This window comes from Fischerella muscicola PCC 7414 (assembly GCF_000317205.1).
In the GTDB taxonomy this organism is placed as follows: domain Bacteria; phylum Cyanobacteriota; class Cyanobacteriia; order Cyanobacteriales; family Nostocaceae; genus Fischerella; species Fischerella muscicola.
In genome coordinates this window covers 1-20,944 of record NZ_AJLK01000113.1, presented here as the reverse complement: position 1 = coordinate 20,944, position 20,944 = coordinate 1, and the positions used below count along the sequence as shown (strand labels likewise).

The window sequence follows — 20,944 nt, the reverse complement described above, 5'->3', positions numbered from 1 at the left end:
TGTATTGAAAATATGGGATGTTGATAAGTATGGGTTTATCTAAGGAACAACGTAAAAAACTACAAGAAGCTTTAATTGATGCTTTTCCGACTACAGCATCCTTAGAACAGATGTTGTCATTTGAATTAGATAAAAGCCTAGATGCAATTGTTGGAGGAGGTAGTTTAGCAACAGTTGTGTTTAATTTAATCAAAGTGGCAGATTCTCAGGGATGGGTGGAAAATTTAGTTCGTGCTGCATGTCAGTCAAATCCTGGAAACTCCAATTTAAAAGCTATTGCAGAAGAACTGTTAACAGAAAGTTCATTCATAGTACCGCCTGCTCCTTCTCCTGAACCTCTGACACAACCAAATCAGCAGCAGAAAATATTGATTTTGGCAGCTATTCCTCATGGATTACGTTTGGATAAAGAGATTCGAGAAATTGAGGAAGCTATACGACGATCTGTAAGACGAGATTTATTTGAAATTCGTGTGAGAACTGCTGTACGTCCTCAAGATATTCGTCGCGCGATCGCAGAAGAACAACCTCAAATTGTTCATTTTTGTGGACATGGCCAACCAGATGGCAGCTTGGTGTTAGAAGATGATGGGGGAAATAATAAACCAGTTTCACCAGAAGGTTTAGCATCACTGTTTGAATTACACACCGATTATGTTAAATGCGTGCTGCTGAACACTTGTTATTCACAACAACCTGCTGAGGCAATTAGGCAGCATATTAATTATGTTATTGGTATGAATAACCCAATCAAAGACAAAGCAGCGATCGCGTTTGCTCAAGGGTTTTATGATGGGTTGGGTTACAAAAATTCAGGTAATCAAGATGTGTTCCAAAGAGCCTTTAAAGAAGGGATGGCTGCCATTATGCTAGAAAATCCTTCACAAGGTTCAATACCAGTCTTGAGAACAAAATAGAACAGTTTGCACCAAAATCAAACCAGAGATTATTTCTTCTCAACATTTATCAAGCAACGGTAAAAATTCCCAATCTACCTACCTTTTAAACATATAAATAGATGGATTTAAAATATGAAGTTATCTTGTGAATTGCGTCAGGGACTACGAGAAGCTTTGATTAATGCTTTCCCTACAAAAGCATTCTTGGAGCAGATGTTATCATTTGAGTTAGATAAAAATCTAGAAGCAGTTGCAGGAGAAGGTAATTTAGAAACTGTTGTCTTTTACTTAATAAAAAGAGCAGAATCAGAAGGGTGGGTTGGAAAACTAGTACGTGCGGCACGTAAGCAAAATCCTGGAAACTCCAATTTAAAAGCTATTGCCCGAGAATTATTGATAAATACTTATCATAAAGAAAAGGAAGCTGAACAACAAACCGTTAAACTCAACCATAATGGACCCACAAGTAATTGTTGTTGTGTACGATTACTTATGAGCTATGGATAAGTAAAATATCATCTTCCTAAATACCTAGTTGCCATCTGCATCGCATCAGCAATATCAACATCACCATCATTGTCAGCATCTAGGAAAGAATTCAAGACTGAGTTCCCGCCTGATTGAGAACTTGCACCTGTTTTCAAGAAATTCAGGACTATAGGAACCAACACTGGTAGTAATTGTTCAATCATCCCAGCATCCAAACCTGTACGCTGCGAAACAGCTTCAGCTACCTGTCGTTGCATTCCTAGCGAAAATAGAGAGTTTACAGCTTGGGAACTGGGAGAAGTACCGCCGTATTGATTAACTACAGCTTGCGCTTCTGCGTTACCACCATGAGCTTGCTTTTCTTGCAAAGCAGAACGTACATAACTACCCACAATACCAATAACTGATTGCATGGTAGAAGGATCTGCACCAGTCCGATTACTTAGCTGCTGTACAGTATTGACAATATCACCCAATTGCCCTGTACTGCCTTGCTGGCTAGGATTGTCGATCGCATTGATAATTTGGTCAAAAAGTCCCATAAGCTTTGGTGATCCCTTATCAGAACATGGGGTTTGGGGGAGTAGTAAAACCCCGAACCGTAAGAAAGGGGATATATGAACTCCCCCAGTAAAAATAGGTAATTCGATATTACCTATTTTTACTTAAGGTAGACTTGTTGAACCAACAATCCCTATCACGATAGATTTATCTCGTAGTGGCAATTACTTGGATGCAAGCAATTGTGACACCTCTGCGTGTGCTAATACAACGCTGGCTTCACGCTGGAGAGCAGTGTAGTATTTTCTGGCAAATGCATTACCTTCCTCTTGTGGTGTCAGTAGGGTGCGAACATCAACAATCAAATTTTCGACATCTTCCAGTGATACCGGTTTATCTGCTTGCAGCATTTCATCGATTTGTACAACCACTTCAGATATGCGATGTAGCCAAGCGAATTGTTCATGTTCGATGACGAGTCGGAGTAGTTCTCCGTTCGATACTCGTCCACGTACCTGTTCGTAATTGATGCGTTCTGTATCCAGCAACATCCGGTGAAGGTGTAGCAGTTTATTTCGCAAATCGCGCAGATATTGATGTTGATGTATTCGCTGTAAAAGTATGTTAGAAGTCAATGGAACCCATCCTCTCGTTACAATAGTTTGCAGTAGCTGGAATGATTTTGCAGAGTTGGTTGAGTGGTACACCAGCAATTAGCAACAAATTCAGCGGTGATTTCGCATCTGATAAATTGGCGATCGCCACTTCCTCACCTTCCAATTCAATGTTGTAAAACTTAAACGGCAAAAGCTGGTAGTTTGTTCAATTCACAACCAGATAGTTACGGTTTTTGTTAAGTTACGCCGTCATCAAGATTACCGTGCTGGATAACTCTTATATATGATTAGTCTTATATTAGCATCCATATCAGAAATGACAGATAGAGCTTCAACTACTTTATTTTCGGAAAACCGTCTATGTCGCTAGCATATGCAATAATGGGTCTGCTTCAGCAAGAACAGAGGACAGGTTACGAACTGAAAACAAACTGCTTCGATCAATACCTTGTTCACTTGTGGCCAGCAGATCAAGCACAGATTTACAGAACCCTTGATAAACTACTAGAACAGGGTTGGATTACTTGTAGTATTGAAATTCAATGCGATCGCCCTAATCGTAAAGTCTACAGTGTGACGGAGGCGGGAAAAGCCGAATTCATCCAATGGTTACAATCTCCCCATCCTTTACCAACACTAAGAGAACCATTACTCCTTCAGTTATTTTTCGCAGCACACTTACCCAGTGAAGCGATCGTTCAACTCCTAGAACAGCAGCTTGCTGCACGTATCGAAAAACTAACTGAGTGTGAAAACATTAATTTACCCATGCTCAGCGATCAGTCTACGAGTCGTGAACAGATTATGCAAAAACTCGTATTAGAGTTGGTGTTACGTAGAGAACAAATATATATTGATTGGTTGAAGACGGTTATTGAGATTATGCATCACCAGTAAATTTTGTTTGTAGTAGAAAGGCAGGAGGCAGAAGGAAAGATTATTAGTGTACGCAGTTCATAGCGGCTACTTATGTTTATTCTTTTTTCTGTAAATACTCTGGTGGTACATGATCAACTAACCAAACTCCATTATCAGAACAGTAAAAAATGTAACCAGCTTCATGCATTGCCGCCGCATCTACAATAAAAACTACAGGTTTACCATGCCTTGCACCAACAGTTTTTGCTGTAGCAATATCAGCTGATAAATGCACATGATGACGCGACATTTTATTCAGTCCTGTTTGCTGAATTGAATCAACAGCTTTGTGTCCTGTACCGTGATAAAGCACATCGGGAGGAACAATGGGTTCTAGTTGCAAATCAACTTCTGTGCTATGTCCTTGATTAGCACGAATTAAAGCGCCTGTGGAATCAAAAGAAAAGCGTTTTTTGTCGTTATTCGCGACAACTTCATTAAGTTCAGTACGGGTTATAGGAAACTGATTTTTTTTGCACGCTGCTAATAATTCATCAACAGTAACCCAGCCACCAGGAGCAAGTTTTAAACCAATACGTTCAGGTTGGTGGCGGAGGTGTTTGCTAAGGTATTTACTAATTTTGACAAGGCGAGAATTATTCATAGATTCACTAGCTTTACAAATAATATTTTTTCACCGATAATAAAAATCTAGCTATAGCAATCCCATTTCATGTGAAAAAATAACCTCTTTAATGAACTGCCAAGGACGCCTTAGACGCGATAGTGGCTTCCGTAAGGTAGGACGCCAAGAAAAGAAAGAGGAAATTTCATAAATTATCTAGGAATTCTCTATTACTAAGCTAGTCATAAGAATAACTGAAATACGTAAAATATTAATATTTCAGGATGAAGAAAACAATTGAGCTACTTGTGACAAATCTACATTCCCACCACTAATAATCACACCAATCTTCGCGTCAGGTTCATTAATTACACCTTCTAATAAAGCAGCAGCAGCTAATACTCCAGTGGGTTCTACAACTATTTTTAAGCGTTCCCATAAAAAGAACATAGTTCTAACAATTGCTTCCTCAGATACTGTCACCATGTCATCGACGTAATTTAATACCAGAGGAAACGTAATTTTACCTAAACTAGGAGTCCGCGCACCGTCAGCGATGGTATCAGGATTATTGACAGTGTGGAAAGTTTTAGTATGAAAAGAACGGGTAGCATCGTCAGCGCGTTCTGGTTCTACACCGATGACTTTACAATTGGGTGAAAGTGCTTTAGCCGCGATCGCACTTCCAGAAAGTAAGCCGCCACCACCACAACACACTAACAGTAAATCTAATCCACCGACTTCCTCTACTAGTTCTTTAGCTGCTGTCCCTTGTCCCGCAACTATATGAGGATGGTCGTAGGGAGGAATCATTGTTAAACCCCTATCCTGTGCCAAAGTTTGGGTTAATTCTTCCCTATTTGTTTCGCTACGGTCATATAAAATTACCTCTGCACCATAACCACGAGTTGCTGATTGTTTGACACTGGGGGCATCCTCTGGCATGACTATAGTTGTGGGGATGTTGAGCAAACTTCCAGCTAAGGCGATCGCTTGAGCGTGATTCCCTGATGAAAATGTGATCACACCTTTTTGTTTTTGATCTGCCGATAACTGCAAAAGTGCATTGTATGCACCGCGAAATTTAAAAGAACCCGTGCGTTGAAAGTTTTCGCATTTGAAGAAAACTTGACTATTCGTGCGTTGATTTACAGTTGTTGAAGTCATAACTGGCGTACGGTAAGCAATACCAGCAAGATGCTTCGCAGCCATTTCAATATCGGCAAACGTAACAGAATGAAACTGTGACATGACACCTGTATGAGTAGACCTGTGATAAATCAAAGCTGTGGCAAAAATTAGGTTTTGAAAATCGACCACCGATAAACACCGATGCACACCGATAAATCATCCGTGTGCATCTGTGTGCATCTGTGTTCGTTTTTTCTAAAACAATTCACTCAACGCTAGCCTCAATTGGCTGTAAATCCTAATTCAATCAAATAGAAAACAATAATCATATAAATCACCTACAACTCGATAACCAATTGCTTCGTAAATATGGTTGCTGGTTGGGTTTGCCAAATCTGTAAATAAAAAACAGTATTTATACCCTTGCTGAAGTAAAGTCTGGCTCAAAGCTGCCACGCAAGTGCTGGCGTAGCCCTTTTGGCGATATTCTGGTGGTGTGTACACCATACTGACTCCTGCACCGTTGGGTGTGACACCAGTATGACAAGCCATAGAGACGGGGATTATATCTTCCCAAATGTAACCAGTACCACGCTGCAAGTGGTTGTCAACAGCGCGTTCCGTATTTGTGGGAGGAGTGTCCAAAGCTTCTAGTACAAAGGCTTTAAACCAACGGATAAGTATTTCGCGATCGCTTTGTGTCGCCTGACGTAAGTGACCATTTGCTTGGGAAATCTTCTGCACCTGTTCTAGTTGAAAAGCACGCAGGGCCATTTTTAATTGGTATGATTGACCTGTTAGGGAATGCCAATTCTCTGCAAAGGCTTTTGCCTCAGCCGTAGGGCCGTTGACTCCTGGCAGTAACTTTTGGGTAAAGTGTAAATTTTGAGCGATCGCCTGTATGGCCGCAAAATCTTGTATCTTTGACAATAGCAAGTTCCGAGACTTTGTCTTCATTACTACTGCAATAATATCTCCGTCTGCCTCCACAATTGCTAAATAGGGTTTTTCGTCGAAGCGTTGCGGATTGTGAATCAAGGCGTGACAAAGTGCAAGCTGCACGTTATGCATTGCTTCGTGAATCAGCAAGTAATCTTTCACCCGGTCATAAAATTGTTTTGCATCTTCAAATTGTTGGAGTTTCATCTAAACCCCTAATTTCCTACGATATGAAACAATAATTATGCCAATCACCTACAGGTCGATAACCTATTAATTGGTAGATATGATTAGTGGTTGGATTTGCTAAATCCGTAAACAAAAAACAGTATTTATGCCCTTGATCAAGTAATTTTTGGCTTAACCGTGCCAAGCAAGCACTAGCATAGCCTTTACCACGATATTCTGGTGGTGTATACACCAAATTGATCCGCACACCATGAGGTGTGAGTTGACCACGGCTAGCCATTGAAACTGTTACCTCATCTTGCCAAAGGTAAACAGCTTGCTGTTGCAAATGATGATTAATCCAAGCTTGGGGATCAGATTCAACTTTGCCAACTGCTTCTAGGCAAAAAGCTTCAAACCAACGTAACAAAAGTTCTTGATCACTATCGGTTGCTAGCCGCAAATATCCTGGCGCTTGAGAAATATGGTGGACTTGTTCTAATTGAAAGGCACGCATGGCCATTTTCAATTGATAGGATTTTCCTGTAAGAGAACACCAGGCTTGTGCAAAAGCTTCGGACTCAACAGTAGGCCCATTAACTGCTGATATTGATTCTGAAACTAAATATAAGTCTTGAGCGATCGCTTTGACTGCATCTAAATTTTCGCTTTGCGATAACACCAAATCATATGGTGGTGTTCTCATCGCCACTGCAACGATATCTCTGTCTATTTCTACTATTGCTAAGTAGGGTTGGGATTTATATCGTTCTGGATGATGAATTAAGGTATTAGCTATTCCAAGTAGCAAATTATGCATTGCTTCTTGACTGAGCAAATAATCTTTTACCCTGTCATAAAATTCACTTGCATTTTCAAAACGTTGGAGTTTCATGAGACTCTCCTAATTTTGCACTTTCCATTTGTTCTCGCACAGCAGCAACTTGTGAAACAACACTTTGTTTCATACCACCAATTTTCATCTCTGTTATCCATTGCATCATGGCAGAAAGAAATTGTTCTTTGAGATAAGCAAAGGAAAAACTTTTATTATCTTTCTTTGCAATAACCCTGCTGCCAACTGAGTAAAATTACTGCTAGTTGATTTCCTTGCCATGTGTTCCCAAAAATTTTACAACTTCAATAAATATTTTTCCAACTCTTGCAATAAGGGATCAATAGTTTTTCGCTGAATCGTATGTGGCGGTTTCCATTCTACCCACATATAGCCACTGTGTTCGCTGGTTTTAATCAAAACTTCGTTCTTTAACCATGCTAAAAATATGACAACTTTTTTCTCTGCTTTTTTGTTTTGAGTCCGCTTAGATTTGACTAGATAAGTAACATGAAACTGGAATTTATGATCTAATTCAATGTCATTAGCTCTAATTCCAGTTTCTTCAAATAATTCGCGTAAAGCACAACTGATTTCATCCTCACCTGTTTCTATATGACCTTTTGGTAAGTCATAACGGTTAGGTTTTAACAGGAGTAAAAAACTCATTTGTGGTTGTGATCGCATTACAAGCACACCACAAGATTTGATTTTACGCATTCTCTAAATTAAACAAATAAATGAGTAAATTCATACATCAAATCTACCCTACCTTTACGCAACATAGCGGGATCTAGTCTTTCTGTGGTGTTGCAAGTCATCAGTACTACCAACCTTTGTTGCATTTGCATACCAGAGTCTTCTATAACACTTTGATACAAAGTGCCATCTAGCAAACTTAAAATATGTTCAGTCTTATTGCTATGCTGTGCGACTTCGCTAGCACGGTCTTGAGCTAAATTGTCTGCCTCATTAATAATAATACAGATTCGCTCTAAATAATTAGGTGGTACAAAGTTAGCGATCGCATCATGATCCAAAATAAAAATCACAAACCCAAGCGATACTAAAATTTCTTTTGCAACTGCTTGTGTCCACGCAGTCTTACCTGTTCCTGGTTTACCATGTACTAAAACTGCTAATTGATTTTGATTTAGAATTGCCTGTTGAACTATATCGGTAAAGTGTTGAATATCTTCTGGAAAACTGCGAATCATAAATTGACTCTGCACCTTACCTACACGACTTTGATATCCACTCAACATGATTGCTAAATCATAAGTCGCTTTGTTAATTAATGGAGATAATTTTTTTGCCATTAAACTATAATGCCGCCGTCCCCGATCATAGGGATCAATTTGTAACCAGACATCATCTTTTGACCAATATGCATAAACAGTGTTTATCACATCTAGCCGTTCCCAATTTATAAATTTCTCAACGGGAAAATAAAAATTTCTTTCTAAATAATATTGAGTAATTACATCAGGGCGTCCTAATAATTTTAAAACCCGCATCACCGTAATTTCTTGCAGTCGATTGAGAACATAATCGATGGGAATACTATTACGATTCACAAATTGCGTAATAGGTGTATCTGTATTTAAAACATCCTTATAACGATAATCAGGTGTCAGTGGGTCTGGTGTGATATAGTTCCAGAATTTCTCAACTTCGTAGCGCGTATTTTCCGAAACAATATTTAATAAATTTGCCCACCAAGCATAGTTATTGCGTCCCAAAGTTTCTGCGATGCTACTTGCTAAATTCAGACTTTTTTGAGTTAACTCCTGTGTATCATGCAACATCAGTTGACCTAAAAATTCCCAGTCCAATTCCCGATGGAAAGGTCGCCAACCACTAGCTAGTAAACTTTGACGGTTGTTATTAACAGGAGAACCTTCATGGTGTCTGAAATAATCAAATTCCATATTTTGTCAGTTATCAGTGATCAGTTAACAGTTATCAGTTATTCACTAATTTAATGGAGTTGTCCTTAAAGATGTAAACATATAAATTATACTTTTTAAGTAAAATAAACCACTTGCGTGTAAGTCGTCAGAGCAAAGCGTTTATCGCATGGAAAAAACTCCACTGGTGAGTTATGACACACTCTTTTAAGGATAGCTACTTTTAAGCTAACCTCCCAGATTCTCAGTAATTTCCCTGCGTCTACGCACCCGCCGCTTTTGAGTAACGGTACATTTCCTCTCGTACTATGTATGTAAGCTCTGAACTGTCGGGACACGCAAGCGGTGAATTTGAGATAAATTTTTTAAATTAGTAAAAATAATTTCGAGTGGTAGTTATTCGGTAGAGGTTTTGCCAACGCTAATTTATAGCAGCTTGCAGTTGGGTACAGTATTAAGATAAGAAACGAACACAGATAAACACAGTGCAAGGCGATGGATCATGGGTTTGCTGTTAAGTTAATCCCCAATCGCTATTTTCAAAATAGATTTCAGATACGGTTCACTCCAGTGCGTTGCTAGGTTGTGCTACTACGTTGCAGATTTGATATATCCATCCAGCCATAGCCAATCTCGATTAGTTTAGTTCCTCCCCTTTCAATCTCTTTTTCATGTACTTTTTGTCCTCCAAGCGTTTCATAGAAACGACACGCAGGATTGTTTGCTAATACCCACACCAGCATGGAATCAATCTTCATCTGACCTAACCTTTGTGCTACTATCCGAACTAGTTCACGCCCAATTCCTTTTTTTTGATGGCTCTTGAGAATATAAATTGCCCTCAACTCACCCTGATAAACTGGATCGCCTGTGCGTTCTACTCCACCATTCGCAAAACCAACAATTTGACCTGATTCATCCTCTGCAACGTAAGTAAAGTTGCCATCTTTTGATGCGTTGTTCAAAACTTGATGCCAACCATTTTCCCGCTTCTCGTAGGATAGATTTGTGAGAAACTCATGTGGAACAATCCCTTGATAAGTGGTTCGCCAAGTATCTACATGAACTCGTGCAATTGCGGGTACGTCACTATGGGTCGCTTCTCGCACAATCATCAGCAACTTTCACCAATACGTTAACTTGTGCAATTTAGACTCATATCCAAGTCAAGTTGTTTTATTTTGCGATCGCTGCTCTATATACTTATGTATTACACTATATTACATAAGTAATAACTGTGTCAAGTTACTCAATTTTGAATTTCTGATAGCAATTGAGCGGACTACATTAATGTCAAAAATGGCGGCTTTCTGTGGGGGTGGCACTTAATATTACAAGTGAGATACTTGGAGGTATGCGATCGCATCCAGCAAAGTGATGTGTAAGATACCCTTGGTACTAAATCTAGCTTTTAACCCTTAATAAGGTTGAAATGTCGTCAAAATTACAGAAAAATAGATTTAATACGGAATTTTTCTTTGTTTAACATAATCTTATAAGTAATTACACGTCAGTAATTCTTCCTTACAAAGTTTTACAAGTAATAATTTTGCTCCGGTTAATGTTTAAGTTTTTGGTAGAGATGATTAACGGGGTGCTAGCCCTATGTCCTAAATAGAGCTTTTCTATCATGACTCGGATTATTGTCATTACTTCCGGCAAAGGCGGTGTGGGTAAAACCACCATTACAGCCAACTTGGGCATAGCTTTAGCCAAGATGGGTTATCAGGTAGCATTGGTTGATGCTGATTTTGAATTGAGAAATTTGGATTTGCTGCTGGGACTAGAAAAACGAATAATATACTCATTATTTGATGTTCTGGCCCGGGAATGTCGCTTAGAACAAGCTTTGATCAAAGATAAACGCCAGCCGGGTTTAGCACTTTTACCAGCAGGCAAAAAACGCAGCAAAGAATTAGTCACTCCAGAACAGATAAAAGCGTTATTGAACGACTTGGCACAGAAGTATCAATATGTACTCATAGATAGCCCAGCAGGTATTGATACAGGGTTTCAAAATGCGATCGCTGCTGCTACTGAAGCGTTAGTTGTGACTACACCAGAAATTTCCTCAGTACGTGATGCTAACCGTGTCATTACCTTACTAGAAGCACAAAAGATAAAGCCCATTCAATTAATTATTAATCGTGTTAGACCCGGAATGGTGCGTGATTTGAATATGATGTCACCAGAAGATGTCCAAGAACTTCTAGCAATTCCACTCATAGGATCAATTTGTGAAGATGAGCGTGTGATCGTTTCTACCAATCATGGTGAGCCTTTAGTATTAGGAAAAAACAAATCACCTGCTGTAATTGCGTTTGATAAGATTGCTCACAGCTTAGGAGGCGAAAAGGTCAACAAATCTCTTGATTTTGACTTATCTGATGACAGAATCTTAGATAGAGGCTCTACAATCGATCCAACTACTGACTTTATAAGTTTATATCCCTATTTTTAAATTGCTGGAATCCTTATATTGTCGCGTAGGTTGGTAATGGGTAATTGGTAATAGGTAATTGGTTTTTCCCATTACCTATTACCTACAGTCCTTCACAGATATGATAAGTCCTCAAACGGACATGACATAAAATCTATAAACTTAATTCTTGGCGTTCTTGGCGTCGAAGAAATTCTGCTGGCTGATTTTGTTAATTATGCATGGGATCAATCCTTTGGCAGTCCTCATTCGTCATTTGCAAAGTTTGAAAAAAAAGCAGGAAGAATTGATCAACGCTGCTGCGGTTTGAGCATATGATCTAAAGAACCCCGCTTACCCAAACAAGCGATCGCATTAATTGAAACACGGTCAACAATATCAGAACTAGCGATTAAGCTAGAAATGAGAGGAATTATAAATATCAACAGGGAGACAAGTGTGAACAGTGTAGTTCACTGGCAACAACGAGTAGGTAATCAAAGAGACTGGGTATGGCGGGGTTGGCAAACTCGTTACACTTATATTCGTCCAATCCAAAACCACCCCAATACAACCCCCCTGATTTTGCTGCATGGGTTTGGTGCTTCTATTGGACATTGGCGACACAATTTAGAGGTGTTGGGAGAACTGCATACAGTTTATGCCCTAGACATGCTGGGTTTTGGTGCTTCTGAAAAAGCTTGTGTGAATTATAGTATCCAACTTTGGGTAGAACAGGTCTATGACTTTTGGAAAACATTTATCCGCCAACCTGTCATTTTAATAGGTAACTCCCTCGGTTCTCTAGTCTCCTTGGCTGCTGCTGCTACTTATCCTGAGATGGTGCAGGGTGTAGTGATGATGAGTTTACCAGATCCATCTTTAGAGCAAGAAGCTATTCCTGCTTTTCTGCATCCCGTCGTTGCCACAATTAAAAATATGGTGGCTTCGCCATTGTTAATGAAACCCCTATTTTATTTCATTCGCCGACCAAATATACTACGGCGTTGGGCTGCGATCGCCTACGCTAACCCAGAAGCTATTACCGATGAACTAGTAGAAATATTAGCAGGGCCTCCCCAAGATAGGGGTTCTGCCCGCGCTTTTAGTGCTTTGTTTAAAGCGACAATTAGTGCCAATTTTGGCATGAGTGTCAAGTCTATGCTGCCTAACTTAACAATTCCCATGCTATTAATCTGGGGACAAAAAGATAAATTTGTTCCCCCAGCACTTGCCCATGAATTTACTAAATATAACCAGAATTTACAATTGCTGAGTATAGAAGATGTTGGTCATTGTCCCCACGATGAAAATCCAGAGATTATCAACCAAGCTATTTTAGATTGGATTAATTCACTTAGTGATCGCCAAGACAAAGATAACTCTTTAATAGATACTACTTCAGCCCAAAAGTGTTGACATGTTTAGTTTGTAGTTAGTGCTTCAGCGCTCAAGTATAATATCTTAAAAGCGCTAAAGCCCAGACTATAAACTAACCAATCGTAACTTGACTGGTGTCAACAGCTGCCGCACCATTCACGCTTCGCGCCACAGAAACCATTTTGTTGAGAATGTCTTGGCTGGGAACTTTACCCTTTAACACAACAGTACTGCCAGTTTGAGCAACCCAAAGGGTATCAACATCATCCAATTGAGGATCTTGATCAAATGCAAGTGCTACACGCTTTGCTAAACCACTTTGATCGTATTCTCCATTTAATCCCATCCGTTCTGGAGCAATTTGCTGAGTAGCAGCAGGTGCAGCTGGCTGTTGTTGTATAGCTTGAGGAGTAGGATTTACTTGAGCATTTTGTGGTTTTTCTAATCCAAAAAGTCTTTTTAACCAACCCATAAATTTTGTCTCCTATAGGGTTATTAACCATCTGTAATATAAAAACCAAAACATAGAATTTACATCTATCTATGTTCTGATATTGATCTATTTTTTTACCATAAATTGCTACACTCTTTCTTTACCTCACAAGCTTTTCAAGGTATTTTATCGCCCCTTCAGCCCGATCTCTTACCCCAAGTTAACTTTTAGCGACGACAAATCATCAACAAAACTTTATTTACCACTTAAATTTATAAGATGTGCTAATACTTGCTTGAGATTACAGGTAGTTTTGGACAGAGATTGCGATCGCAAGACATTCAATATGGATACAGATAATAAAGCTGAACCTACCCCGTTGCATATTTGCAGACAAATCAAATGTTCAAATTAATACTTCACATATTACGCAGGAGGCAGCAGTTTACCATCCTCCTTACCAGATTCAACCTCATAACAAGAACTAGGGCAAGAGAGTCTTGTTGAGAATGGTGCTACTAGATTTCCAAGTAGATACATTGTTATTAAGACTTGCCGGATCAATCAGAGATTTTACTTCTACCATACTTGTAGCAGGCGGATTCTCACCAAAAACTTCTTGATGCGCGCGTCCAAATTCTGCCCAACGACTAATATCTGTGACGAACATCCGAGTTCTGACTACAGAATTGATGTCAGCACCCAAGTCCTGTAATGCTTTTTGAATAATTGCCAAACAATGCTTTGCTTGTGTGTAACCATCCCCAGGGGCAAAGACTTCACCCCCTTCAGCAATTGGTGCAGTCCCGGAAATATAGATATGGTTATTGACTCTAACGCCTCGACAATAGCCTACCTGAGATTCCCAAGATGCACCAGAAAATGTACGTTTAATGTTCATTGTTAACTTGATTACTTTGGACTTGCTAAATTTTATTCAGACTAGATAATTATGAAGTAATCATTATCAAATTACTAGAGATGATACAAAATTACTTCATCCTCATAATTTAATTGAATAGGTGGTTTTGGACAACTTATTAGAAAAACCTAATTATGCGGCGTCTCATTCTTGCTCCCAGGTGGTTGCAGTTTTTTATTGTTGTACTTTTGTTATTTGGTGTATTCTTTCGCTTCGTTAATCTTGATAGAAAAGTTTATTCACCAGGGGAAATTGATACTTTATTACGTATTTCTGGTTACACATCTACCCAAGTTAAACAACAACTTTTTAATGGTAGAGTAATTGATAAACAAGCTTTTGCGAAATTTCAGAGTCTCAATCCTGAGAAAAAACTTGGAGATACTATTAAATCATTGGCAATAGATAATCCACGACATCCACCATTGTATTATCTACTAGTAAGATTTTGGGTACAATTTTTTGGCGACTCGATAACCACAATTAGAAGCTTATCTGCTGTAATTAGTTTATCAGTATTTCCTTGTGCTTATTGGTTGTGTCGAGAATTATTTAAGGTGCCTTTATCACTACCTGGGATAGCGATCGCACTTCTGGCTATCTCTCCTATACAAATTATCTATGCTCAAGAAGCACAGGAATATATTCTATGGGAAGTGACTATATTACTATCTAGCGCAGCTTTACTTAGAGTATTGCGGCTAGAATCAACCCAGCTAAAAGAAGAGTCTTATATATTGAATTGGGGGATTTATACATTTACATTAGTTCTTAGTTTATACACATTTTTATTAAGTGGTTTTGTAGCTATTACTCATCTGTGTTATGTAATTGCAATTGCCAAATTTCGCTGGAATCAAATATTTCAAAGGTTTTTAATATCATCATTATTAGGATTTTTTATTTTTTCGCCTTGGATATTGGTCATACTTGCTAACCAATCTTCCGTTTTATTTTCTACTGAGGCTAAAATTCAAACTTTATCTTTTCCTAATTCAATTGTATATTGGTTAATACAGACAAATCATATTTTTATTGATGTAAATTTTAATTGGCTTAAGCCTTTAAGTTTGATAGTAGTAACGCCAATATTTTTTGCTTTAGTTGGATATGCACTTTATTGCCTTTGGCGTACAAATCATGAAAAAACTTGGTTATTTATTACAAGCTTAATTTCAATACCAACAATACCTCTGTTAGTTTCGTTTCGCCAATTAGATATAATACCCTATTACTTAGGCGTACAAATAGCGGTGGCTTATCTCCTGGCAATCCAGCTATATAATGGCAGTATTTCCCGACAAAAAACTTGGCAGACTATATTAGCAGTGTTAATAATAGTTGGGTTATTTTCTGATACTTTATATTCTCAATCTTATACTTGGTGGAGTAAATTTAGTGGTAATAACCACCTAGAAATAGCCAATATTATTAATCAAGCTCCCCGCCCACTTTTAATTAGTAGTGATGCAGGTAATAATTCTATAAGCATACTGACTCTTAGTTCTTTAGTTGAACAAAACGTTCTATTTTTATTAGTACAAGGTAATAATATTCCAAAATTTTCTAAAAATTACTCTAATATATTTTTATTAAATCCTTCTGATACATTACGCAAAAGAATAGAAAAAAAATATCAAATGAATATTAGTATTATTTACCACGGTGAATATTCTTCTCTATGGAAATTATCAAAATGAGACGATAGTAACACAGCTTATATCCTACACCAGGCAGCTAAAAGTCGCAGCTACTTTTCTTGACTACAGAGAGAGGTTATTCTTGTGAGGTTTTTCAATTCATTTTGGTGTACATAATTTGTCATGGCTACTCAAATCATTAGAAATAATAAAAAATTTTAGATGAAATTAAAGTTTTCCGTAATGTCAGCTACTTGATTGGAATTATTAATAAATATAGAGAGTACCATAGCTATGAAATTCAAAATTTTAGCAATTATAAGTATTTTTACTCTATTGACCGTAGGTTGTACAACAGATGTAAATTCTAAGCAGCCGATTAATGAAGCCCAGCCGATAGCTAGAACCAACGCTCAACCAGGAAGCTTTGTTACTGGGGAATATGCTACTCAAGGAACTGTTAAAGTTGTAACAGAGAATGGCAAGCGTTATTTAGAATTCAATGAAAATTTCAAAACTAGCAAAGGTCCTGACTTATTCGTAATCTTGTACCGCAATGATACAGTTCCTACATCTGGTATTCAAGAAAAAGATTATCTCAAAATTGCTCGTTTACAAAAGACAAGTGGGAATCAACGCTACACTATTCCTAATGATGTAAAGCTTGTAGATTATGAATCTGTGGCAATTTGGTGTCGTCAGTTCAATACAACTTTTGGCTATGCATCTTTAGGTAAGTAAATTACTGCTTCATCAAGTTTGAATTTATAGGTTTGTAGTAAGCGCTTTAGTGCTAAAGCGCTTATTAGGTAAGCATACCTCATAGCAAAATTGACAGAGTACTGGACTGATACGGGCATTGAGCGCGTCTACCTTTTTCCTAACAATCAGTCTCACAATTAAAGCAATGAACTATGCAACAATAACTTTAGCTAATCTGCAAATTCCCTCTTGAATTTGTTGTGATGTTAGTTCTGAATAACCAAAAATAAATTCGCCTGTGCTATTATCTTGCAGATAATGGGGTTGAGCAGACATCATCCCCACACCCAAGGATGCGGCACCCTCAATAATCTCCTCATCCGTAAGTTGCGTGTGTAGTTTCACCATTAAATGAAGTCCAGCCTTCTCGCCTAAAATTGTTACTCGTTCCCCAAAGCGATCGCTTAATGCTTGTACCAATACTTGGCGACACTGATCATAGTGCTTACGCATTTTTCTAATATGTCTTTCTAAATGCCCTGACTCAATAAAATCAGTCAAAACACACTGTTCCAACAATGATAAGTGTCTATCGTTCAACCACTTAGCACTGGCAAATATTGCTAATAAACTTTTGGGTAAGACTAAGTAACCAATCCGCAGTGAAGGAAACAGTACCTTGGAGAAAGTACCTATATACAGCACACAATCGCTTTTATCCAAGCCTTGTAGGGCTGGTATTGGTCTGTCACCATAGCGATATTCACTGTCATAATCATCCTCAATAATCATAGCCCCATGCGAGTGGGCCCAAGCCAGTAGCTCTAGTCGCCGAGACAACGAAAGTATTGCTCCTGTGGGAAACTGGTGAGAAGGAGTCACATAAACAAGCTTAATGTCTTCACCCCTATAGTTCCCTAACTCCCTAACTACCAAGCCTGAATCATCCACAGGTACTGGCAAAAGCTTTGCACCTTGTGTGAGAAAGATACGGCGTGCGCTCAGATAACCAGGATCTTCTAAAGCAATAGCATCACCAGGATCGATTAACAAGCGCATCACCAAATATAAAGCTTGCTGAGTGCCATTAGTAATCATCACTTGTTCAGGTTCACATTGCACTGCACGGGACTGGGACAGGTAACGAGCGATCGCTTCCCGTAGTGGTTGATATCCCAAGGCGTCTGTCGCATAATCTAAGCAATGACAATGGGAGCGACAGTGATGAGACAATAATTTCCGCCACAGTTGCATTGGAAATAATTCCAAAGCAGGTCGCCCATAGCGGAAGTTAATAGGGGCATCAGGTTCCGTAGTTATAAATACATCATTTTCCATCAAACGGACGGCATACTTAGATAGTGGTCTTTGCTCAAAAGTCTGCTTATAGTAAGACTCAATCGGTGTGGAATTTAGCAGATCGTCGGGGAGTTGGTCGCAGATATATGTGCCAGAACCAACAATAGTTTTGATGTAACCTTCACTGAGAAGTTGCTCGTAGCAAGTAGTAACCGTAGTACGAGAAATACCCAAGGACTTGGAAAGCTTTCGCGTGGATGGAATGCGTTGATTGGGTAGCAGGCGCCCGTGGAGAATTGCTTGACGTATTTCCTCGTATAACTGCTGATGTAATGGCACGTCTATATTGCTGTCGAGTGCGATCGCTAAATCCATACTTCTAGTTTTGTATAACATCCAAGTGGACTGATGTTACAACACAAAAGTGGCTCTTGTAGTAGACCACTTGCACAATTAAGCTGACAGTATACGCAATAGAAACAAGCTTTTGATTATGAGTAATAGTAGTGAACATGTGTTGCCTGTGACGCAACGCACCAAAATCAGGCGCGTTCCCCAACGTGGACAGTACGAACGTCAAGTCATCTATGACATTTTAGATGAAGGTTTGGTGTGCCATGTCGGGTTTGGTGTAGATAATCAACCATTTGTGATTCCTACAGCTTATGGCAGAGTGGGAGACAAACTTTATATTCATGGTTCTCCTGCAAGTAGAATGTTGCGATCGCTCCAAAATGCCATCGAAGTCTGCGTTACTGTGACGCTACTTGATGGACTAGTACTGGCGCGGTCTGCTTTTCATCACTCGATGAACTATAGGTCAGTAGTAATATTTGGTACAGCAACAACTGTAGAAAGTTCTGAAGAAAAGCTAGCAGCACTACACGCTTTTTAAGAAGTCGGGGATCTATAACCCATCAGAATTAATGTGATAAACCAGTAGGTGTCAACCTGATTTTGATAAAATCAGTTGGAGCTTATTAGTGGGTTATAAGCTGTGCTAGCAGCCTTACTTTACGGTAAAGAAAATTTACGCTTGGAAAAAGTTCCTGACCCTACTCCCAAAAAAGGAGAAGTAGTGATCCAAGTGGGAGCGGCGACAACTTGTGGTACAGATTTAAAAGTGTGGCGTCGCGGCGGTCATGCCAAGATGCTGAAACCTCCTACTCTCTTTGGTCATGAGGCTGCTGGGCAAATTGTGGCTATAGGTGAAGGTGTCACAGGTTGGCAAATAGGCGATCGCGTGGTTGCTAATAATTCGGCTCCATGCATGAATTGTTTTTTTTGTCAACATCAAGAGTTTTCTCTGTGTCCAAATTTGACATGGAATAATGGTACTTTTGCAGAATATCTCAGAATTCCTGCGCCGATTGTAAAGCATAATTTATTGCCAATACCAGAAGATTTACCTTATGAATTGGCAGCAATGACAGAACCATTAGCTTGCGTCCTACATGGGGCAGCTCGTTCCAACGTCAAGCCTGGAGATCGGGTAGTAGTTTTGGGAGATGGGGCGATCGGGCTGATGTTTGTCGCTAAGTTAGCTCATGATTTAGCGGCGGAAGTACTGCTATTCGGCGGTAATGACGACAGGCTAGAAATTGGTCAAAAACTTGGTGCAGCCCAGACGTTTAATTATCGACAGTTACCAGATATACCTACCGTAGTCAAGGAATTTACAGATGGGTGGGGTGCAGATGTAGTCATTGAAGCAACAGGTCTACCCAGTGTTTGGGAAACAGCGATCGCCTGCGCCCGTCCTGGTGCAACTGTGAATTTATTCGGCGGTTGTCCACGAGACACGACAATCACCGTCAACACAGAACAACTCCACTACAGTGAACTTACCCTCAAGGGAGTATTTCATAATACCCCTGAGTTTGTCAGAGCGGCCTTATCACTGATTGCGAGTCGCAGAATTCCTTTTGAGTTACTAATTAGTGAACAGCGTCCATTACAAGATTTAGAAGCTGTGTTTTGTGATATGCGATCGCGCAAAGTGATTAAAGTCGCAATGATTCCGTAGGATTACTTATAAATAAATCAAGGCAGTAGGGGAAAAATAAAATCACTCCTTTTAATAAAGGTTGGTATAAAGAAATGCTAAAAAACTCCCTGCTGAAAATTTTCATACTGCCTTTTTCTCTCGTTCCCTATATTTGTGAGGGAATATTTTTTGCTCACCAAGCCAAGGCTTTACCAGGGCAAACGACAGAAGAAGTTGGTGCTTGGATTCAAGCACACCCTACCCTGCGCCCCAATGTTAACGAGAAATTTTTTATACAGAAAAGCGATACAGCAGCCCAGCGATTCACTTTTCAAGCATCGGTATTTGCTCCTGGAAAAGTGGAGTTTATCAAAGACCGCAGTCGCATTCGTAGTGAGAGACTGAGCATGTATGATGCCATTAATGGCATGAGTTTTGCTCGCTTGGAAGATTCATTGCGAGTAGTATATGGCTTGGATATTTACCAAGACTTTAAACGCGCTCAGGTAGTTTACGAATATCCTAGTCAAAGTACCGTTAACTCCGCTCGTTTTGCCAAAACTCCCATCCGGGAAGCTTTGCGGGGAGAACTACGTGTGGGCGATCGCTACGCATACTGGGTAGAAATTGCCCAACCTAAAAACGGCAAGGCTTTTACCGGTCAAATGACTGTTTTACTCAAATCTGATTTGGATAAACTAGAAGCGCAGTTGAAAAGTAGATAGTAGTTAGTTGTTGGTTGGTTGTTAATTGTTGCAAACAGCAATCAACTAGCAACCACCGACTAAATTAATGTAAATTTTGCCAGTTACCAGAAAAGATACTTTCAGTAGCGATCGCTATTCTCAATAAATCTTCTTTTAGCAGGGGGGGCCACTCAACCCCTGCTTTGCGTCCTGCTGCAAATAGCATTTGAGTTTTGATGGTGAGTAGATATAAAGCGTAGGCGAGTTCTCGTTCAATAGTAGTGGCTTCTCTGAGACCTTCAAACACCACCTTCAACGCCAGTAAAGTTGAGGTAATCTGACCAGGAACTGGTGGTTTTCCCTGCTGCAAGCGGCTTAGTAGCGCATCCGAGTTTTCTTCAGAGGTGATTGTTTGGTCTATGAGAAATTTGCAAGCAGTTTCGTAGTTCATACCATTTCCGAGTCACCACGTCAGTTTTAACTACGGCTATTTAAACATTTTTT

The 20,944-nt window shown here is 39.3% G+C and carries 25 protein-coding genes, 1 pseudogene and 1 other annotated feature; of the genes and pseudogenes, 10 read left to right on the top strand and 16 right to left on the bottom strand.

The features are described from left to right. Positions 1-29 precede the first annotated feature (29 nt). Together UYI_RS0117170 and UYI_RS0117165 are read left to right on the top strand one after the other, a co-directional pair. Positions 30-917 (top strand): effector-associated domain EAD1-containing protein, encoded by an 888-nt coding sequence (locus UYI_RS0117170; RefSeq protein WP_026086009.1) that lies wholly within the window; start codon positions 30-32, stop codon positions 915-917. Positions 918-1,031: 114 nt separating this feature from the next. Continuing rightward, positions 1,032-1,406: an effector-associated domain EAD1-containing protein gene (locus tag UYI_RS0117165; RefSeq protein WP_016867877.1), complete on the top strand. Its 375-nt coding sequence runs from the start codon at positions 1,032-1,034 to the stop codon at positions 1,404-1,406. Between the two features lie 8 nt (positions 1,407-1,414). On the opposite strand, the gene UYI_RS0117160 is transcribed toward UYI_RS0117165, so the two are convergent. The 3 genes from UYI_RS0117160 to UYI_RS0117150 all read right to left on the bottom strand — a co-directional run bounded on the left by UYI_RS0117160 (position 1,415) and on the right by UYI_RS0117150 (position 2,696). Beyond that, on the bottom strand, positions 1,415-1,930 hold the full coding sequence (locus tag UYI_RS0117160; RefSeq protein ID WP_016867876.1) for a DUF937 domain-containing protein: 516 nt from the start codon (positions 1,928-1,930) through the stop codon (positions 1,415-1,417). A gap of 183 nt (positions 1,931-2,113) precedes the next feature. Then, positions 2,114-2,524: a hypothetical protein gene (locus UYI_RS0117155; RefSeq protein WP_235147964.1), complete on the bottom strand. Its 411-nt coding sequence runs from the start codon at positions 2,522-2,524 to the stop codon at positions 2,114-2,116. Continuing rightward, entirely contained in the window at positions 2,514-2,696 is a 183-nt protein-coding gene (locus UYI_RS0117150) for a hypothetical protein (protein ID WP_016867874.1), read from the bottom strand. Before UYI_RS0117150 ends, UYI_RS0117155 begins: the two co-directional genes overlap by 11 nt. A gap of 170 nt (positions 2,697-2,866) precedes the next feature. On the opposite strand from UYI_RS0117150, the gene UYI_RS0117145 reads away from it, so the two are divergent. After that, positions 2,867-3,403 carry a PadR family transcriptional regulator gene (locus UYI_RS0117145; protein WP_026086008.1) on the top strand — a complete coding sequence of 179 codons (537 nt, stop codon included), beginning with the start codon at positions 2,867-2,869 and terminating at the stop codon, positions 3,401-3,403. A 76-nt stretch (positions 3,404-3,479) separates the two neighbouring features. Here the strand turns inward: UYI_RS0117145 and UYI_RS0117140 are convergent, their stop codons facing one another. The 8 genes from UYI_RS0117140 to UYI_RS0117105 all read right to left on the bottom strand — a co-directional run bounded on the left by UYI_RS0117140 (position 3,480) and on the right by UYI_RS0117105 (position 10,087). Continuing rightward, on the bottom strand, positions 3,480-4,028 hold the full coding sequence (locus UYI_RS0117140) for an RNA 2'-phosphotransferase (RefSeq protein ID WP_016867872.1): 549 nt from the start codon (positions 4,026-4,028) through the stop codon (positions 3,480-3,482). A gap of 240 nt (positions 4,029-4,268) precedes the next feature. After that, positions 4,269-5,240, bottom strand: coding sequence for a threo-3-hydroxy-L-aspartate ammonia-lyase (locus UYI_RS0117135; protein ID WP_026086007.1), 972 nt, complete (start codon positions 5,238-5,240; stop codon positions 4,269-4,271). 183 nt (positions 5,241-5,423) lie between these two features. Beyond that, complete coding sequence (locus UYI_RS0117130) at positions 5,424-6,266, bottom strand: GNAT family N-acetyltransferase (protein ID WP_016867870.1); 843 nt, start codon at positions 6,264-6,266, stop codon at positions 5,424-5,426. 16 nt (positions 6,267-6,282) lie between these two features. Then, the gene (locus UYI_RS0117125; RefSeq protein WP_016867869.1) at positions 6,283-7,122 is read right to left on the bottom strand and encodes a GNAT family N-acetyltransferase; all 840 of its coding nucleotides are present in this window, start codon (positions 7,120-7,122) and stop codon (positions 6,283-6,285) included. After that, positions 7,103-7,231 carry a hypothetical protein gene (locus tag UYI_RS39740; RefSeq protein WP_258003480.1) on the bottom strand — a complete coding sequence of 43 codons (129 nt, stop codon included), beginning with the start codon at positions 7,229-7,231 and terminating at the stop codon, positions 7,103-7,105. Before UYI_RS39740 ends, UYI_RS0117125 begins: the two co-directional genes overlap by 20 nt. 128 nt (positions 7,232-7,359) lie before the next feature. Further along, a complete protein-coding gene (locus UYI_RS0117115; RefSeq protein WP_016867867.1) occupies positions 7,360-7,782 on the bottom strand; it encodes a bis(5'-nucleosyl)-tetraphosphatase in 423 nt (140 codons plus the stop codon). Between the two features lie 8 nt (positions 7,783-7,790). Further along, on the bottom strand, positions 7,791-8,993 hold the full coding sequence (locus UYI_RS0117110; protein ID WP_016867866.1) for an AAA family ATPase: 1,203 nt from the start codon (positions 8,991-8,993) through the stop codon (positions 7,791-7,793). A gap of 141 nt (positions 8,994-9,134) precedes the next feature. Next, positions 9,135-9,232, bottom strand: a sequence feature (23S ribosomal RNA rRNA prediction is too short). 318 nt (positions 9,233-9,550) lie between these two features. Further along, positions 9,551-10,087, bottom strand: coding sequence for a GNAT family N-acetyltransferase (locus UYI_RS0117105; protein WP_016867865.1), 537 nt, complete (start codon positions 10,085-10,087; stop codon positions 9,551-9,553). A gap of 515 nt (positions 10,088-10,602) precedes the next feature. Between UYI_RS0117105 and minD the strand changes: the two genes are divergently transcribed. Next, a complete protein-coding gene (gene minD / locus UYI_RS0117100; protein WP_016867864.1) occupies positions 10,603-11,433 on the top strand; it encodes a septum site-determining protein MinD in 831 nt (276 codons plus the stop codon). A gap of 269 nt (positions 11,434-11,702) precedes the next feature. Here the strand turns inward: minD and UYI_RS39735 are convergent, their stop codons facing one another. Beyond that, on the bottom strand, positions 11,703-11,837 hold the full coding sequence (locus UYI_RS39735; protein ID WP_258003481.1) for a hypothetical protein: 135 nt from the start codon (positions 11,835-11,837) through the stop codon (positions 11,703-11,705). Positions 11,838-11,850: 13 nt separating this feature from the next. On the opposite strand from UYI_RS39735, the gene UYI_RS0117090 reads away from it, so the two are divergent. Continuing rightward, positions 11,851-12,810: an alpha/beta fold hydrolase gene (locus UYI_RS0117090; protein WP_016867862.1), complete on the top strand. Its 960-nt coding sequence runs from the start codon at positions 11,851-11,853 to the stop codon at positions 12,808-12,810. 73 nt (positions 12,811-12,883) lie between these two features. Here the strand turns inward: UYI_RS0117090 and UYI_RS0117085 are convergent, their stop codons facing one another. Then, positions 12,884-13,243: a BON domain-containing protein gene (locus UYI_RS0117085; protein ID WP_016867861.1), complete on the bottom strand. Its 360-nt coding sequence runs from the start codon at positions 13,241-13,243 to the stop codon at positions 12,884-12,886. A gap of 445 nt (positions 13,244-13,688) precedes the next feature. Continuing rightward, on the bottom strand, positions 13,689-14,105 hold the full coding sequence (locus tag UYI_RS32835) for a RidA family protein (RefSeq protein ID WP_016867860.1): 417 nt from the start codon (positions 14,103-14,105) through the stop codon (positions 13,689-13,691). A 155-nt stretch (positions 14,106-14,260) separates the two neighbouring features. Here UYI_RS32835 and UYI_RS0117075 point away from each other — a divergent pair, with 155 nt between their 5' ends. Both UYI_RS0117075 and UYI_RS0117070 read left to right on the top strand, forming a co-directional pair. Beyond that, complete coding sequence (locus UYI_RS0117075; RefSeq protein ID WP_016867859.1) at positions 14,261-15,826, top strand: glycosyltransferase family 39 protein; 1,566 nt, start codon at positions 14,261-14,263, stop codon at positions 15,824-15,826. Between the two features lie 234 nt (positions 15,827-16,060). Further along, positions 16,061-16,507, top strand: a complete 447-nt coding sequence (locus UYI_RS0117070) for a DM13 domain-containing protein (protein WP_016867858.1) — start codon at positions 16,061-16,063, stop codon at positions 16,505-16,507. 171 nt (positions 16,508-16,678) lie between these two features. On the opposite strand, the gene pdxR is transcribed toward UYI_RS0117070, so the two are convergent. Continuing rightward, positions 16,679-18,142 carry a MocR-like pyridoxine biosynthesis transcription factor PdxR gene (pdxR, locus tag UYI_RS0117060; RefSeq protein WP_016867857.1) on the bottom strand — a complete coding sequence of 488 codons (1,464 nt, stop codon included), beginning with the start codon at positions 18,140-18,142 and terminating at the stop codon, positions 16,679-16,681. Positions 18,143-18,260: 118 nt separating this feature from the next. Between pdxR and UYI_RS32830 the strand changes: the two are divergent. From UYI_RS32830 to UYI_RS0117045, 3 genes and pseudogenes are all read left to right on the top strand, one after another. Continuing rightward, a pseudogene (locus tag UYI_RS32830) lies at positions 18,261-18,659 on the top strand (pyridoxamine 5'-phosphate oxidase family protein); the annotation flags it as partial. A 105-nt stretch (positions 18,660-18,764) separates the two neighbouring features. Next, positions 18,765-19,793, top strand: a complete 1,029-nt coding sequence (locus tag UYI_RS0117050) for a zinc-dependent alcohol dehydrogenase (protein WP_016867855.1) — start codon at positions 18,765-18,767, stop codon at positions 19,791-19,793. A 74-nt stretch (positions 19,794-19,867) separates the two neighbouring features. After that, positions 19,868-20,479: a hypothetical protein gene (locus UYI_RS0117045; protein WP_016867854.1), complete on the top strand. Its 612-nt coding sequence runs from the start codon at positions 19,868-19,870 to the stop codon at positions 20,477-20,479. A 64-nt stretch (positions 20,480-20,543) separates the two neighbouring features. On the opposite strand, the gene UYI_RS0117040 is transcribed toward UYI_RS0117045, so the two are convergent. Next, entirely contained in the window at positions 20,544-20,891 is a 348-nt protein-coding gene (locus UYI_RS0117040; RefSeq protein ID WP_016867853.1) for a hypothetical protein, read from the bottom strand. Positions 20,892-20,944 lie beyond the last annotated feature (53 nt).